The organism is Bradyrhizobium sp. HKCCYLRH3099 (assembly GCF_051167855.1).
GTDB lineage: Bacteria > Pseudomonadota > Alphaproteobacteria > Rhizobiales > Xanthobacteraceae > Bradyrhizobium.
This window is the reverse complement of record NZ_JBNPTW010000022.1, coordinates 82,429-96,677: the sequence shown is the minus strand read 5'-3', so window position 1 is coordinate 96,677 and position 14,249 is coordinate 82,429. Positions and strand designations below refer to the sequence as shown.

Annotated in this window: 13 protein-coding genes; 5 read left to right on the top strand and 8 right to left on the bottom strand. The window is 64.3% G+C overall.

From position 1 onward, the window contains the following. Positions 1 to 44: 44 nt before the first annotated feature. Together ACQR1Y_RS30465 and ACQR1Y_RS30460 are read right to left on the bottom strand one after the other, a co-directional pair. Complete coding sequence (locus tag ACQR1Y_RS30465) at positions 45 to 1,547, bottom strand: glycosyltransferase (RefSeq protein ID WP_434879256.1); 1,503 nt, start codon at positions 1,545 to 1,547, stop codon at positions 45 to 47. A gap of 435 nt (positions 1,548 to 1,982) precedes the next feature. Further along, complete coding sequence (locus ACQR1Y_RS30460; protein WP_434879257.1) at positions 1,983 to 2,480, bottom strand: YchJ family protein; 498 nt, start codon at positions 2,478 to 2,480, stop codon at positions 1,983 to 1,985. 340 nt (positions 2,481 to 2,820) lie between these two features. Between ACQR1Y_RS30460 and ACQR1Y_RS30455 the strand changes: the two genes are divergently transcribed. Together ACQR1Y_RS30455 and ACQR1Y_RS30450 are read left to right on the top strand one after the other, a co-directional pair. Next, complete coding sequence (locus ACQR1Y_RS30455; protein ID WP_434879258.1) at positions 2,821 to 4,035, top strand: hypothetical protein; 1,215 nt, start codon at positions 2,821 to 2,823, stop codon at positions 4,033 to 4,035. A gap of 474 nt (positions 4,036 to 4,509) precedes the next feature. Beyond that, a complete protein-coding gene (locus tag ACQR1Y_RS30450) occupies positions 4,510 to 5,553 on the top strand; it encodes a hypothetical protein (RefSeq protein WP_434879259.1) in 1,044 nt (347 codons plus the stop codon). An 18-nt stretch (positions 5,554 to 5,571) separates the two neighbouring features. On the opposite strand, the gene ACQR1Y_RS30445 is transcribed toward ACQR1Y_RS30450, so the two are convergent. The 4 genes from ACQR1Y_RS30445 to ACQR1Y_RS30430 all read right to left on the bottom strand — a co-directional run bounded on the left by ACQR1Y_RS30445 (position 5,572) and on the right by ACQR1Y_RS30430 (position 7,102). Further along, positions 5,572 to 5,919 carry a carboxymuconolactone decarboxylase family protein gene (locus ACQR1Y_RS30445; RefSeq protein WP_434879260.1) on the bottom strand — a complete coding sequence of 116 codons (348 nt, stop codon included), beginning with the start codon at positions 5,917 to 5,919 and terminating at the stop codon, positions 5,572 to 5,574. Between the two features lie 2 nt (positions 5,920 to 5,921). Further along, positions 5,922 to 6,446 (bottom strand): RNA polymerase sigma factor, encoded by a 525-nt coding sequence (locus tag ACQR1Y_RS30440; RefSeq protein WP_434879261.1) that lies wholly within the window; start codon positions 6,444 to 6,446, stop codon positions 5,922 to 5,924. Further along, positions 6,443 to 6,664, bottom strand: a complete 222-nt coding sequence (locus ACQR1Y_RS30435) for a YgaP-like transmembrane domain (protein ID WP_434879262.1) — start codon at positions 6,662 to 6,664, stop codon at positions 6,443 to 6,445. Before ACQR1Y_RS30435 ends, ACQR1Y_RS30440 begins: the two co-directional genes overlap by 4 nt. 102 nt (positions 6,665 to 6,766) lie before the next feature. Beyond that, positions 6,767 to 7,102 carry an MmcQ/YjbR family DNA-binding protein gene (locus tag ACQR1Y_RS30430; protein WP_434879263.1) on the bottom strand — a complete coding sequence of 112 codons (336 nt, stop codon included), beginning with the start codon at positions 7,100 to 7,102 and terminating at the stop codon, positions 6,767 to 6,769. Positions 7,103 to 7,319: 217 nt separating this feature from the next. Here ACQR1Y_RS30430 and ACQR1Y_RS30425 point away from each other — a divergent pair, with 217 nt between their 5' ends. After that, positions 7,320 to 7,928 carry a hypothetical protein gene (locus ACQR1Y_RS30425; protein ID WP_434879264.1) on the top strand — a complete coding sequence of 203 codons (609 nt, stop codon included), beginning with the start codon at positions 7,320 to 7,322 and terminating at the stop codon, positions 7,926 to 7,928. Positions 7,929 to 7,978: 50 nt separating this feature from the next. Here the strand turns inward: ACQR1Y_RS30425 and ACQR1Y_RS30420 are convergent, their stop codons facing one another. Both ACQR1Y_RS30420 and ACQR1Y_RS30415 read right to left on the bottom strand, forming a co-directional pair. Beyond that, the gene (locus ACQR1Y_RS30420) at positions 7,979 to 8,722 is read right to left on the bottom strand and encodes a DUF7168 domain-containing protein (protein WP_434879265.1); all 744 of its coding nucleotides are present in this window, start codon (positions 8,720 to 8,722) and stop codon (positions 7,979 to 7,981) included. Between the two features lie 166 nt (positions 8,723 to 8,888). Beyond that, on the bottom strand, positions 8,889 to 10,220 hold the full coding sequence (locus tag ACQR1Y_RS30415) for an ABC1 kinase family protein (RefSeq protein WP_434879266.1): 1,332 nt from the start codon (positions 10,218 to 10,220) through the stop codon (positions 8,889 to 8,891). A 1,349-nt stretch (positions 10,221 to 11,569) separates the two neighbouring features. Between ACQR1Y_RS30415 and ACQR1Y_RS30410 the strand changes: the two genes are divergently transcribed. Beyond that, positions 11,570 to 12,475 (top strand): hypothetical protein, encoded by a 906-nt coding sequence (locus tag ACQR1Y_RS30410; protein ID WP_434879267.1) that lies wholly within the window; start codon positions 11,570 to 11,572, stop codon positions 12,473 to 12,475. Continuing rightward, positions 12,460 to 13,551, top strand: coding sequence for a hypothetical protein (locus tag ACQR1Y_RS30405; RefSeq protein WP_434879268.1), 1,092 nt, complete (start codon positions 12,460 to 12,462; stop codon positions 13,549 to 13,551). The genes ACQR1Y_RS30410 and ACQR1Y_RS30405 overlap by 16 nt, the downstream gene beginning before the upstream one ends. Positions 13,552 to 14,249: the final 698 nt, after the last annotated feature.

Sequence of the window (14,249 nt, the reverse complement as noted above, 5' to 3'; positions counted from 1 at the left end):
CACGTCCAACTGCGACGGTGTCGCGCGCATCGCGCCCGCCATCCTCAGATCGCCTTGATCTTGAAGAACGCGAACACGACCATCTTCAACAGCATCCAGCCGTGGCGGAAACGGGAGATCTGGGTCTCGCCGTAGCTGCGCGCGGCGTAGCGGATCGGCAGGTCGATGGTCTTGAGGTTCAGTTTCGAGGCGCCGAAGATCAGGTCGAAGTCGCCGAACGGATCGAAATCGCCGAAATACGCCTTGCCGGCCTTGAGTCTGAGATAGTCGCTGCGGCGGAGCACCTTGGTGCCGCACAGCGTGTCGGTGTAGCGCTGGTTCAACAGCCAGGAGAACAAATAGGAGAACGTCTTGTTGGCGATCAGGTTGAGGAAGCGCATCGCGCCCTCGTCCATCGGATACACCAGGCGCGAGCCGTTGATGAACTCGCCCTTGCCCGAGCGCAGCGCCTCGAAGAATTTCGGCAACTGCTCCGGCGGCATCGTGAGGTCGGCATCGAGGATCATCAGCACGTCGCCGCGGGCGGCGTCGAACGCGGTGAACACCGCGTCCGCCTTGCCCTTGCCGGGCTGGCGCATCAGCTTGATGTCGTGATCCGGAAACGCTGCGCGGACCCGCTCCATCTCCTCATAGGTGCCGTCCCTGCTGTGGCCCTCGATGAAGATGATCTCGATATCCTTGCAAAACGCGGCGATGCGCTGCACCGCCGGCTCGATGTTGCCGCGCTCGTTGCGCGCAGGGATTACGACGGTGGCCGAGCGGACGTCGTCGCCGACGGCGCGCATCGACCTCGCCACGAGGTAATGCCGCAGCGACAGCGCCCGCAGGCCGGGCAGCACGCTGAGGAAACGGTTGGCGAAGCGGCCGACGCCATAGAGCCGCAGCGGCGACAGCACGCGCTGCTCCGATTTCACCGGATCGAAGTCGGCGAGGACCGCAAGATTGCGCAGATCCGCCGGCGACAGCACGTTCTGCTCCGGCTGCGGCATGCGCCAGCCCATCGCCTCGGCGGCCTTCAGCAGCGGATACCAGAGGTGCGAGAAATAGCCGATGACGAGCCGGGTCTCGCGCGTGCACAGCAGATGCAGCTGTTCGATGAACTGCTGGCAATCATCCAGCGAGCCGATGGTGTCGAGCACCAGGATCGCATCGAACGGGCCGGTGACGGCCGCGAGCGTCGCCGGATCCTCGGCATCGCCGGCGACGAAGGTGAGATCGGGATGGCGGGTGCGCGCGATCCCGATCTGCGCCTCGCTGAAGTCGATGCCGACCCCATAGGACGGCGCCAGCGCGGCCAGGGTATCCCCGAGGCCGCAGCCGATCTCCAGCACGCGGCTGCCCGGCGGAATCAGGAAACGCAGATAGCACTCGTCCTCGCCGTGGAAGAACGCGGCCTTGTCGCGCCAGCCCGCACGCTCGTCCGCGAAGCGGTTGGCATGGTCGAGGATGGCGGCCTTGCGCGGCGACAAGGCCTGTTGCGCCAGCGTCTGGATTGCTGCAGCCGGCGGTCTCGCGTGCTGCATGACTTCGTCGTCCAACTCCGCCACCTGATACCATCCTCGTTGGGAACTACGTCCTTCTAGGCCAGCCCGGTTGGGCGGAGTCAAGGCGATGCGGAGACGTGCTCCACGATGTTCGCAACGAGGCGCCGCAACAGGACAAACATTCGAAATGATTAGACATCAGCCGGCCACACCAGGGCAGCCGGCATCATCGATGCCGCGCCGGACGGGCCCGATCTCTTGCTTCTCGTTCGCGCTCGCAAATGCGAGGGCGCCAGGACCACACGGCTTGACCGTCCGCGAACTGCCGGCCGTCATGCTCAAGCGCACCGGAGAGGCCGCGGCCACGCTCCCCGCCCCCGCGTATCGTGATGACGCTCAGGCCCCTCGGCACGAGAACGAGATACGGGGATCAAACCGCAACTTCTGAACATGCCAACGTGAAATTTCGCCTGTTCCGAACCGAACGCCCAGCGCAGCTCAACGCCCGCAGCAGAATTTGTATTTCTTCCCACTGCCGCATGGACATGGCTCGTTGCGTCCGACCTTGGCCGGCGCAGCTGCCCGCTTCGGCTCGCTGACCACCGCCCGCGTCTCGCCCTCGACGAAGCGCCAGGCGCCGTCACCATCGCGACGGAATTGCGAGACCTCGTGATGCTCGATCGTCTTGCCGCCCTCGCGATAGGTTGCAACGAAGCTGACGACGCCGTCGGCGTCGCCCTCCTGCCCGCGCGCCGTCGAGACCACGCGGAGCCCGAGCCAGGTCGCGCGCGTCGCCCAGCCCTTCGCGGCGGCGGCATCGAAGGCGCCGCGCCGGTCGGCCGCGAGCGTGGCTTCGATGTAGCCGATGTCGCCTCGCGTATAGGCCGTGTAGCGCGAGCGCATCAGGGCTTCAGCGGTTGGCGGCGAGACATCGCCATTCAGATAGGGACCGCAGCAGCGATCGAAGGGAAGCGGTGATCCGCAGGGGCATTGCATCGCGCGATGCTAGCACTGATGCGGCGCGATGAAAATCGAGGGCCGATGGCGACGCATCGGTGGCGGCAGTCGTCACCGGCGGTTCTGCCCTTAACAGATGGCGCCGCGTGATACCAAATATCTCAAGAGGTGCGAACCGGCTGCGAATTTGGCCGTCATTCCGGGGCAATCGTCGATGCGCCGCGAAGCGCCTGCGCATTGACGATTGAACCCGGAATCTCGAGATTGTTGAGAACGGTCGCAAGCCAATCTCGGGATTCCGGGTTCAAGGCCTACCGGCCTTGCCCCGGAATGACGGGGGATGTGGCGTAGAAGAACAAATGGCTTGGGGACCCGCATCTTGAACAGCATCGTGACCAGATGGGCCGCGGCAGCCCTTGCGCTGGTCGCCCTCCACGCCGGTCATGGCTCTGCGACGGAGCCGCCGCGTGCCGAACCGGACGCGCGGATCCAGCGCGCCGTCTTTGCCGACGAACGGCTCTGGCTGCTCAGCAGTGGCGGCCGGCTGTCAAGCATCGCGGAAGGCGGCCAGCGGACTGACGTGGCGACGCCGGATCGGGTGATGACGCTGTTCGTGCAGGATGGGCGGGCAGCGATCGTGACCTGCCCCTGGGCGTCCTACGCACCACTCGTGCCGAACGGACGGTGGACGGTGCGCCGCTGGAGCGACAACGATTGGGAGGTCGTTGCCGAAATCGTGTCGCGGGGAGATGCGCTGGTGGCTGCGGCTTCAAACATCGTGCTAACCGACAGTCGAATGATCGATTTCACCGACGGACAACAATCCGACACGGCTCTCACCCTGCCGTTCTCCGCCATCTCGCAGCCGCTGTTCGATCCGTCGAAGCCATTGGACGAGCAGCAAGCCCAAGCGGCCTTTCCCTTTCCGCTGACCTACCTTTACCAGCTCGGATCAGGCCGCGCGAAGCCGCTGAAGCACTGGCCGGCCGAGGCCGTCCTGGTCACGCCGAAATATGTCTTCGTCGGCTACAACGCGGGCGAGTTTGGCGGTGGCCTGCAGCGGATCGATCGGGCGACCGGGGTCGTGTCCGACGTCGGCCGGCTCGACTCCCCTGTGAATGGCATCGCCACCGTGCCCTGGAAGCCGGACTGTGTCGCAGCCGCGATCGGCCTCATACACATGTTCGCATCTGGACAGCTCGTGGAGGTCTGCCACGACCAGGTTCGGCTGCTCTACGAACGCCAAATCCCGGAGCAGATCGTCAGAGACACGAATGGGCGGATCGGATCGATTCCGCAGCACACGACCGCCTTCTTCGGGCTGCAGCGTCAAGGTGAGGATCTGCTCGCAGTGGGCCATGACGGCCTTTACCGGATCGGCCCAGGCGACCGCGCCCACCCCATCCCGCTGCCGGAGTTCAAGAAGGTCGGCGGGGCCGGCGTAAGCTTCGACATTGCAAACGTCGTACTCGTGCTGACAACCGTCAACGAACATCACTCCCTCAGTGGCAGCACACCCATACTTGTCCCGCGCGAGGCGGCACAGAGGGCCTCGGCGAGGACCTCGGACGACGTCAATAGGTCGCGGCCATGACGTTTCGTTCGATGATCGCACGAGGCTGCTGCTTGCGCGCGTAAGTCCGGACCCCGACGCGATTGCTCAGCTGCCGGTTGTGACTCCAAAGACGCAGGTCGCCACTCTTCACAACTGCTGTTCGCCCTACACGCGCCACGCGGTTTCGAAACCGGCGAATCCGTGTTAACCATTGGTTAAGAACAAGGGTGTTGGGCGCACGGCTGACCTGCCCGGCCCCGCGCGACCAAAACTTTCCGGGCGCCGCCTCATTACGTGGCGCCTGTGACCGCAGCCCACCGCATCATCGGCGGTGCGGGCGCGTGAGACGCCAACGATTTCTTCGCGCGACGCCAGCCAGGCCGCAAGAAACTGGGCCCGTCTTCCTCGGGCCGCTCTGCTCACCTCCCGATTTGATGTGCCCCGATGCCGGCGCGATGAGCGTTGCGTGCAAACGCAGACTCGTGCCCATCGCCAACCGCTGGAGCAGCCCTGATGGCTGAAGAGTCCGTCGCGTCGATCATTCCCTGGCGAGAGCCGAAGACGGCCAAGCCGCGCCCGAAGCGTCCCAAGGCCGTCAAGCCGCGCCCGAAGGCGGAGAAGGCCGACAAATCCGACAAGATCAAAGCCGCGCTCGATGACGAGATGCTGGCGTCCGAGACGCTGATCATGCCGGACTTCCTGGAGCTCGTGAACGAGCCCGCGAAGGCGCCGGCAAGAACGCACGCTGTCGCGGAGACGCCACGGACCGAAGCCGCCGCCAGCGCCGCCGCCGCGGCGATCTCCGCGCCGGTGCCGCCTGCCGCGGTGGTGCCGCGCGAGACGGCACCGCCGATCGACGGCGAGATCGTCCCAGCCACCGCGCCCAGCGCGCCGGCCAAGATCGAACGCCCGCGCCTCACCGTCTCCTCGGTGCTGCTGCAGCTTTCCGCGCTCGCACTGGCGGCTGTCGGCATGGCCATGAACGGCTGGTTCGCGCATTCGCTGGGGTCGAACAGCACCGCCGGCTGGATGTTTCTCGCGATCGGCGTGACCGCCGATCTCGTCGCACTGGTGATGCCGACCTGCACCGCGCGGCTGTGGCATGCGCGGCACCGCGCCTCGGCGCTGGCCGGCTGGACGGTGTGGCTGATGACCTTCGTGTTCGCGCTGACCGCAGGCATCGGCTTCGCCTCCACCAACATCAGCGACGTGACCTTGACGCGCGCCTCGCGCGTGACGCCGGCCATCCAGGCCGCGCAGACCGCGCTGAACGACGCGATGGCCGCGCGCGACCGCGAGTGCAAGGGCGGCGTCGGCAAGTTCTGTCGCGAGCGCGAGGCCGCCGTGGCGGAGCGCCGCCAGGCGCTGGACGCGGCGATGGCCACGGTGAGCCAGACCGCCGATCCGCAGACCCAGGCTGCGATCAAGCTGGTGGCGTGGGTCACGCAAGGACGGCTGACGCCGTCCGCGGACGATTTCGCGATGCTGCGCCTGATTCTGCTGGCGCTGCTGCCGCAACTCGGCGGCATCCTGCTGATGGTGGGGCGGCGGGTGTGAGATCGACGGCAAGACCGCTCAGCCCGTCTCTTTGAGCGCGTGCCCGTCGAACAGCCGCAGCGCGAGCAGCGCATGCGCCAGCGTGCCGCCGGCGCGCACGGCGGCCGCGATCATCGCGGTCTCCGCCAACTCCTCGCGCGTGGCGCCCGCCTTGACGGCCGCCGCGGTGTGCACGTCGAGGCAGTAGGCGCATTGCGTGGTCAGCGCCACCGCAAGCGAGATCAGTTCGCGATATTTCGCCGGAATGGCGCCGTCGGCGCGTTCGCAGGCGTGATTGAAGGCCAGGAACGCCTTGGCCTCGGCCGGTGCGAGCGCCATCAGTTGGGGCACCGACTGGATGTCCGACGGCTTCTGATAGTCGGTCATGATCAGCCTCCGAGATATTCGCGCAGCAACTGGCGGGCGCGATGCAGGCGCGCCTTGGTGGCCTGCCGGGACAGGCCGAGCCGGCTCGCAATCTCGTCGATCGTCATCTCCTTGAGATCGCGCATCAGCACCACGTCGCGATAATGCGGCGGCAGCGATTCGAAGGCGGCGGCGAGATCGAGCCGCAGTTCGGCCTCCGGCCGCGCGGCCAGACGCGCAACAAGGGCGTCGTCATCGGCATCGTTGATCAGGCCGAACTGCCGCGACAGCCGCATGCATTCACGGCGGACCACGCGGTAGAGCCATGACGACAGCGCCGCGACCGCGTGAATGCGGCCGATATGCCGCGACAGCAGCCACAGCGTCTGCTGGGCGGCGTCCTCGGAATCGGCCGAACTCCGGCACGACGCCCGGGCATAGCGGCGGATGTCCGGCTGCGTCAGCGTCAGCAGGCGCACCATGGCGTCGCGATCGCCGAGCCGGGCGGCCTCGAAGGTGGTCTCATCGGTGATCGGCATCGCGCTCATGACCGGCCGCCTCTCGCGGTCTCCGTGCCGATGCCGGTGACGGCGCAGACCGGACAATAGCCGACCGCCCCTGACAGCGCGAAGGCGACGCCGCCCGCCGCCGCCAGCCAGGCCGCCGCTCCGCTCAGGGCCGTGACCGCCACCGCGGCCGCGCCGAGCCCGACGGCGAGCCGGGCCCATCGATGCGGCCGTGCCAAATTCCTGCGAACCCATGCCATGACAATCCCTCCGCTGTGATCGAGACCGATGTCTCGGCGCATAAGAGGCGGCGAACGGCGCAAGGGATTCGCGAGAGGGACGATTTTTTTCGGCCGGCGCAGTCAGCGCGTCTTTCTGGATCGCGACCGCTGCGGCGGATGCGCCGCGCGCCACGCGCTGTCGAGCACGGTCCGCAGCAGACCGGCATCGGCTTCCGCGAGCGCCACCGTGGTCCAGCCCTGGTCGCCCCACTTGTTCGGCACGCGGCGGAACACTCCCGGCTGCAGGCCGGCATAATGCTCCTGCTCGTCCGGCGTCAGCAGCACATTGGCGGACGCGCCATCGGCGGCGAGCGTGGCGAACGTCCGGTGCAGCTTGAACGCCGTGCGCTCGAAATGCGGCGCGGCTGTCGTGCCGGCGAACGACAGAGCAAGGGTGCGGAACTCGGAGCCGGTCATTGCGACTGTCCTCGTGACACGGGCGTCGAGCGATGATGACATTGGTCGGCCTGCGTGAGCCAGGGCCATTTCGCCGCGGAGTCGGATCGCCGGACGGCGACGGCGCATCCGTGGGGCACGAAGACGTGAACGCCTGGACCGCGCTGCTTTGATGCATATCAAAACGATACGGTAACGTTTCCATAGGCTCGGCGTCAGACCATTGAGGGAGAGCGAGATGCCGGAACAAACCACCCTGAACCTCACCCTGAACTGGGCGCGCGAGCGTCTCCACGAGATGGATGCGGCGCTGGCCTCGCTTGCGGTGAGCGCCCCGCAGGCCGAGGCGGCCGCCAAGGTCAAGGCGGACGATCTGCTCGCCGACCTCAAGAAGCGCCGCAGCGATCTCGAAGCCCTGCTGAAGACCCATGCGGAGGCCGGCGAAGCCGCACTGGCCGGCGCGAAGACCGAGCTCGATGCCCACTGGGCCGGCTTCGAGGCGCAGATGAAGGCCTATTTCGACGGCGCAGGACAGCAGGCCGAACAATATCAGGCGACGTTCAAGGACATCGCGGCCGCGCAGGCCAAGGCCTGGAGCGACTCGGCTGAGCGGTTGCGCGAGGCCGCGACCAAGGCCGCGGCGATCGGGACGACCGATCTCGATGCCGTGCTGAAGCAGCTCAAGACCGACGCCGCGGCGGCCGGCGCCCATCTCGACACGCTGAAGCAGACGGGCAGCGCGTCCTGGTCGGTGCTCAGCGCCGCGCTCGGCGAATCCCGCAAGGCCTTCGACGAAGCCAACCAGGCCGCGTGGACGGCGCTGAAAGGGGCCGGCACGAAGAATTGAGGCGGCGCAGTGCGCGCCAACTCCATAGCGCCGCATTGCGCGAGGCCCGATCAACCTCGCTTCGCCTTGCCGGCTGGCTGCGCGTGATCGACACCCGGATTGATGGCGAGCGTCGCGCCGGCGGCGCCGCCGGCTTCATAGGCGTCCATCGATACCATCCGGCTCCCGCTGCGCGCGTTGCGCAGCTTCAGGTCGAGCTTGCCGAACTCGGCATCGACCACCGACGTCTTGAGCACGACCAGGCCGCGGCCGGTGGTTTCGTTGGCCTGGTCGCGGCTCTTCTTCATCGCCACCAGCCGGTCGCCGATCGAGGTGATCATGCCGAGCGCGAACGACGCGTTGGCGAGATGCCGGTCCTGGTGCCGGAAACGGGCATAGTCCGTCGAGGTCTTGTAGCGGCCGAGCTCGGCGCGCACCGCGCCGTCGATCAGCTCGGCGAGATAATGCGCGACCTCGATGTCCGCGGGCAGGCCGAAGAACACGTAAGCGGCCTCGCCGGCGGCGTTCTTCTCGCGCCAGACCCGGCAGTCGCAGAACAGCGCGATCGCGCCGATGCAGTCGTCGAGCGGGATGCGCTTCTTGCGATGGGTCTCATAGACCTTGCGCTCGCAGGGCGAGGCCCTGAGCTCGATGTCGGACAGCGACAGGTCGTGGCGGTCGAGCAGCTCGGCGACCTTGGCGGCGGCCGACAATGCCTCGTCCTCGGTGCAGCCATTGGCGATGGTCTTGGCCCGCAACGCCTGGATACGTGCCTTGAGCTTGTCGAGGGCGATGGGATCGAAGGTTGACGTCACCGGTCATATCCGAGAATCGCCGGACCGACGCGCGCGGGGCTGGCGGAGAGAAGGAGGAGACTGGTTGTTGCAGGGCGGCTCTCCGGATTCAAGCGCGTCCCTTGCCTTGCGTTGCACGTGGCGCATGTCGCGATCGAGGCCGGCGCCACGGCTTGCCGCCCCGCCGTCATGCCCGGTAGGGCGCGACGCAGGCCGCGCAGTCCACTTTCGCGCGCAATTGCGTCGCCAGCAGATAGAGCCCGCCGATCTTGCGGTGGAGGAACAGCGTGTCCGCCGGCGGCACATGCATGAGGTCGCGGTCGAGGCCAAGCGCAAGGCCGCGGTCGCGCAGCTCCGCCAGCAGGTCCTGGCGGGCGAAATCATACGGCCCGCGCTGGCGCAGCGGCGCCATCGCGCGCAGGAACATCTCCACGATCGCGTCCTGATGGCGCGGCGCCGTCGCCGCGTCGAAATAGCCGATGGTCTGCATGGCGGCGCGGCTCGCCGCGCGGTCGGCGTCGAGCCCGGCCGCCAGCAGCGCGCGGAACGCGGCCTGCAGCTCCGGCGCGATGTGGCGCACCGCGCCGAAGTCCAACAGCACGATGCGTCCGCCGTCCGGCGTGACGCGGAAATTGCCGGGATTGGGATCGGTCTGCATCGCGCCGAACACGAACAGCTCGCGCAGGGTGAGCTCGATCAGCGCCGTCATCGCGGCGTCGCGCTGCGCCGGCGCCGCTGTCGCCAGCGAGGCGATCGGCCGGCTGTCGACGAACGCCATCGCCAGCACCTCCGGCGTCGACAGCGCCGTCACCGGCGCCGGCACGATGAAGCGCGGATCATCACGCAGAAAATCGCCGAAGGCGCGCAGCTGCGCCGCCTCCGCGGCATAGTCCGCCTCCGCATGCAGCTGCGCCTTGGCGGCGGACAGCAGCGGCGAGATGTCCATCTCGCGCGGCAGCAGGCCGGGCAGGCGCAGCAGCGCGGCGATGTTCTCGACGTCGCTGTCGATGCTGGCGCGCACGCCGGGATACTGCACCTTGATGGCGAGGCGCTGGCCGTCCAGCGTCTCGGCGCGATGCACCTGGCCGATCGAGGCCGCCGCGAACGGCCGCATCTCGAAGCTTTTGAACCGCGCGCGCCAGCCGGCGCCCCAGGCCCGCGCCAGCACGCGCTCGAGCTGCGGCGGCGGCATCGGCGGCGCCGCCTCCTGCAGCTGCGCCAGCAGCGCCGCGACCTCCCTCGGCAGCACCAGCCCTGGATCCAGCGACAGCATCTGCCCGAGCTTCATCGCCGCGCCGCGCAATCCGGCCAGCCCGCTGGCGAGCCGCATCGCCTGCGCCGGCGCCAGCAGCAGCTCCGGCAACCCCGGCCGCCGCCCCTGCGCCAGCTGCCGCAAGCCATCCGTCACCACGCCACCCGCGATTCCCGCGGCGATCCCGCCCAGCCGGAGCAGCCGTCCGGGCCGCGACGACGGCACGGCGGCGAAGCGGGGCAACGGGCGGTCGGAGGTCGAACTCATCAGGTGAAACTCCAGGACGGGCGGCAGTGCATGGAGAGACAACGAGCGAAAGCTGCTTCCAGTTCTCCGGTCCGGCGCGATGCCTTGGGGAGTGGTCCGCAGAGCTACGATCCCGCGGCGCCATGGCGTCCGGGTTGTACCGGTCGTTCCGCCCTCGGAAGATGAGAGGGCGCGGGGAATGCCGGGCGCTGGCCGCAACCCATGGCCCGCCTGCAGCAAAAAAAGCAGGCGGCAGTCACCACAGGTTCAGCCGAGATCACCCGGCATTCCCCGCGCGATGGTTTTCACGCTTATGTCGCGATCTCCCCGGTGTCCGGCTTGTTAGCCACCGTCGCCTCCCGGATCATCATGACCAGGAGGCTTAGCGCCAGCGTCGGGGCGCCAGGACCACGCGTCTTCACGTCCGCAAGCCTGCCGTTCGTCGGCGAGCATCGCACCCGCTGCAGCAAACTCACAGCCACCGCATCTCCGGCCCCACGTCTCGTGACGATCGCGAAGCGCCCCTCTCGGTGGGCCGGGATGGGGAGAGAAGACCATAAATTTTGAATACTGGCAACAAATTTCTTTTTATCGGAACACGACTGCCTATCAGTCGCGGCCGCACCGCGTCATGCGCAGCTCCACGTCCCGAAGGCTGGACGGTAGAGGCTTCATGCCAGCATGCAAACTCTGCGACGTCCCCGATGAACGGAGCGTAGGCGCAATCCAGAATCATTCTACTGAAGGCACCCCAGGAGGCAGTCGCACGAGCTTGAAGAAGCCAACAGAGTACGCAAGAAAATCGAGATAGCTATGACGGCGCACTTAAGGCCCGCTAAAGTGCTGCGATCACGAGGTGAGTGCATCACTGTAATTTCTTTCCCGATTTCCCGTTCGACGGCTCAAGCGCGCCCGGCAAGCCACGAGCGGCAAATTTCCAACTAGGTTGACGGTAGCCGGAGTGGCATGCACCGCTAAGAACGCTGTGGCCTGTTGCGAGTTTCTGCGGAGAAGTGCTAGCGTCGCGTCTGTTCGTCAATGTTCATAAGTCGCTTCTTCAGCTCGAAGTCTTTAAAGCGCAATCCCTAGCACCTACACCTCGGAAGCTCATAATGATGCATTGGCTGTACGACGACAGGACCGACTGCTGGTCAGTATTAACTGTACTATCTGTCCGAGCCTACCTCGACCTAGTACGGAAAGCTCACGCTTCCAGAGGCATGCTTAGTGGCCAACGTGACGTATTAAGAACTACTACCGCCAAACGCATCCGCGACCGCATGGTTAGCGACATACAACAAGGAGCGGTTCTACCACCCGTCGTCTTGGGAGTAGTCGTCGACGATGGTAAACTCTTCAAAAGCTATCCCATGAAAGATGCCGAGGGGCCTCTCGAGATACTTCCAGAGAACCTGACTGACCTCTCCATCATTGATGGAATGCAGCGGACAGCGGCCCTATCCGAAGCCGCTAAGGTAGACGCAGTCGTTTTAGATGCAGATGTTCGAGTCGAGTTTTGGCTGGCCCGCAATGTGCGGTCTATGGTCTATAGAATGCTAGTGCTGAACACCGGACAAGTGCCTTGGACACTCGCGAGGCAACTCTCGGTAGTTTACCAGCCGCTATTGGCCGAAGTTCTCGTAAAGGTCCCTGACATTCAGAGAATGTTCACGCCGGATAGGCCGGGAAGGCGCGTAGACGCTGGCCAGTATGGCGCCGACGATCTAGTTGAACTTTATATTGCATTTTCACTGCGCAAAACGAATGTCGACACGAAAGAGGCACTTTCGGAAGAATTTTCAAGACTAGATTTTGTGGAGAACCTTTCGGACACGGCGTTCCAAGATCAGTTCTATTCTACTCTCTCGTTGCTTGTGCGGCTCGACAAAACGTTTTCCCGATTTGAAGGCCAAGACACCGGGAGGTACAACAAGGGCCGCAACGTATTTGATAGCCAGCCGGCCCGTATCGGTTTTGTCGTGGCCGTCGCCCAATACGTCCTTGGTCGGCCCGCCATGGACCGCGAAATAGCCGACCGCAAGAAGCGGATGAAAGAGGTCATCAACGGTGCGACGGCGTTGATGGATCGTTTGGATAACCGCCCAGGATCCGGCGTGGGCGAGTTTCTTCGCCTAGACGTCCTTTCAGAAACCCTAGATCGTCGCGTAGGACAAGTTGGGCGATACGAACGAGCGCTTTTCTTTGACGCTTTCAAGGCCCTCATAGACGAACACTTTGAGCTCCCAAATATGGAGCCCTGTTGGCGGGCCAATTAACCATGCCTCGCAACATGATCGCGTCGAATGTCAAGGTTTTTGGTGCTTTAGATCGCTTCTGCTCAATCCGAGCTGATCCAGTTCGCAATTCCGACCAGAAGCGTTGGATCGCCACTCAACCGGCAGAACGAACGTTTTTGAAAGACGCTATACTTTCAGAGAAGCATAGCTTCGGATTGGCTCGCGGCTTAGCTCGTTTCAACCACGAGACCGCATCGTTCTTCTTCACTCTTGGCTTCGACCATGCGTCTCCGTTCGGAGCGTTTACAGAGATCGACGTGGATGGGGGTAAGCTGACCGCGATTCTTGCAGAGTTGCATCCGCGACCACGACAATCACCCGCCCTCGTCCGACAATATGTAGAAGTCGAAGACGCCTCTATTCCTGGATATACGGGGCACGATCATACCTTGATCGCATCGCTCTTTCCCGAAATTCGATGCTTCGTAGCAAAGGATATCGCGCCCGAGGAGACATGGCGAATATTCTTCCTATTTTGCATTCAAGAATGTCGGCAAGGCGAGTCGTGGATCGATGAAACACTTGCCGATACTCTGCAAACCATTTGCGAGCTTGAGCAAATGCAAATTCCGTATCGGACCCTTTGTAGATCTGTTTTCGACTCCGATCCCGCAACAATGTTTTTAGCGCTTTATCGATGCCTTGAATCTCTTTACGCTTACTCCAGCGCGGAAAAAGTCATCACGTCCTTAGGTCTGTCAAAAAATTGGGGCGACGTAGCGGCGGCACTTGAGGACGCGCTCGATTGGCACCCCAGAGAGGAAACGAGCTTGATCGCCCTTCTCACGAATGCCATTGAAGCCGATCTCGTATCGGTCTTCGACAGCCTTGGCGAACAAGTTCCTACAAACACAAATGATGTCGCCACCTCGGCTGCTAAACGAATATACCGATTGAGGAATGGATTGGTTCACTTCAGACCGTACCACCACGGTATCGATCATGGAGCAATTGATTGGAATCGCCTCTGCACTACAATGGCGATATTTGTATTCGATATCTACTACAAGATTTTTCGTTCGCCGGTGACAGCTGGGGCAACCAGCAGTGAGTGAAAATTAGCTGCCATATCTTGATAGCTGCGGCTACGCAAGATACCACCTTAGACGCACTGACCGCTTAGCTTTGTTGCCGCTTTACCGTCTGCGTTCTGCTGCTCTGATTCCGTGAAGGCTATAGCCGCCAGAACGACCCTCTAGTGGCGCACCCCATTTCTTGTTGCAGCGGTCGTCGAATGGGCAGTTGGCGCCACTATCCGCTAGGTTCTTTGAGGCAATAGGCCGAGCCCGCCGAGCAGCTTTCCGCAAATCTAAATCGTAGTTGCGGTGAAGCTGTCGGTTATCAGATGAATTGGACCGTCCCGGCATGAGGCTACAATGGGCCGCGAACAGAGCTTCCTCTCGGATCACGCAGCTTCTCTTCGGTTCGCCCCCTTCGGTCGCGTCTGGCGGGCGCCGGGGCTGATCGAAAGATCCACGCTAGCGGCGCCGCTGGATTGGCAGGCCGTCCTCGACACCCTCCTGCCCGACGAGCGTGGCCCGCGGCCTTCTGTCCAGCTTGTCGAACTCTAGACTAACCACCGGACTATTGAGCACAGCCAACGACGGCTAGCATGTTGCCCCGGTCGCGGGCGGCAGACATTTCCTAAACTTGGCGCAGCGATTGATGGCTTTAGCGCGCAAGGCCTTCAGGCCAGTCGAGAGGCACAGGATTGGAAGCGCTAGAATCGAAGGTCTGTTCGACGGATTAAGAC

What these genes read in the sequence shown, in the direction of transcription:
- ACQR1Y_RS30460 (WP_434879257.1), bottom strand. Translation starts at nt 2,480, where the DNA reads ATGCAATGCCCCTGCGGATCACCGCTTCCCTTCGATCGCTGCTGCGGT.
- ACQR1Y_RS30450 (WP_434879259.1), top strand. Translation starts at nt 4,510, where the DNA reads ATGGCTGAAGAGTCCGTCGCGTCGATCATTCCCTGGCGAGAGCCGAAG.
- ACQR1Y_RS30445 (WP_434879260.1), bottom strand. Translation starts at nt 5,919, where the DNA reads ATGACCGACTATCAGAAGCCGTCGGACATCCAGTCGGTGCCCCAACTG.
- ACQR1Y_RS30440 (WP_434879261.1), bottom strand. Translation starts at nt 6,446, where the DNA reads ATGAGCGCGATGCCGATCACCGATGAGACCACCTTCGAGGCCGCCCGG.
- ACQR1Y_RS30435 (WP_434879262.1), bottom strand. Translation starts at nt 6,664, where the DNA reads ATGGCATGGGTTCGCAGGAATTTGGCACGGCCGCATCGATGGGCCCGG.
- ACQR1Y_RS30430 (WP_434879263.1), bottom strand. Translation starts at nt 7,102, where the DNA reads ATGACCGGCTCCGAGTTCCGCACCCTTGCTCTGTCGTTCGCCGGCACG.
- ACQR1Y_RS30425 (WP_434879264.1), top strand. Translation starts at nt 7,320, where the DNA reads ATGCCGGAACAAACCACCCTGAACCTCACCCTGAACTGGGCGCGCGAG.
- ACQR1Y_RS30415 (WP_434879266.1), bottom strand. Translation starts at nt 10,220, where the DNA reads ATGAGTTCGACCTCCGACCGCCCGTTGCCCCGCTTCGCCGCCGTGCCG.
- ACQR1Y_RS30410 (WP_434879267.1), top strand. Translation starts at nt 11,570, where the DNA reads ATGAAAGATGCCGAGGGGCCTCTCGAGATACTTCCAGAGAACCTGACT.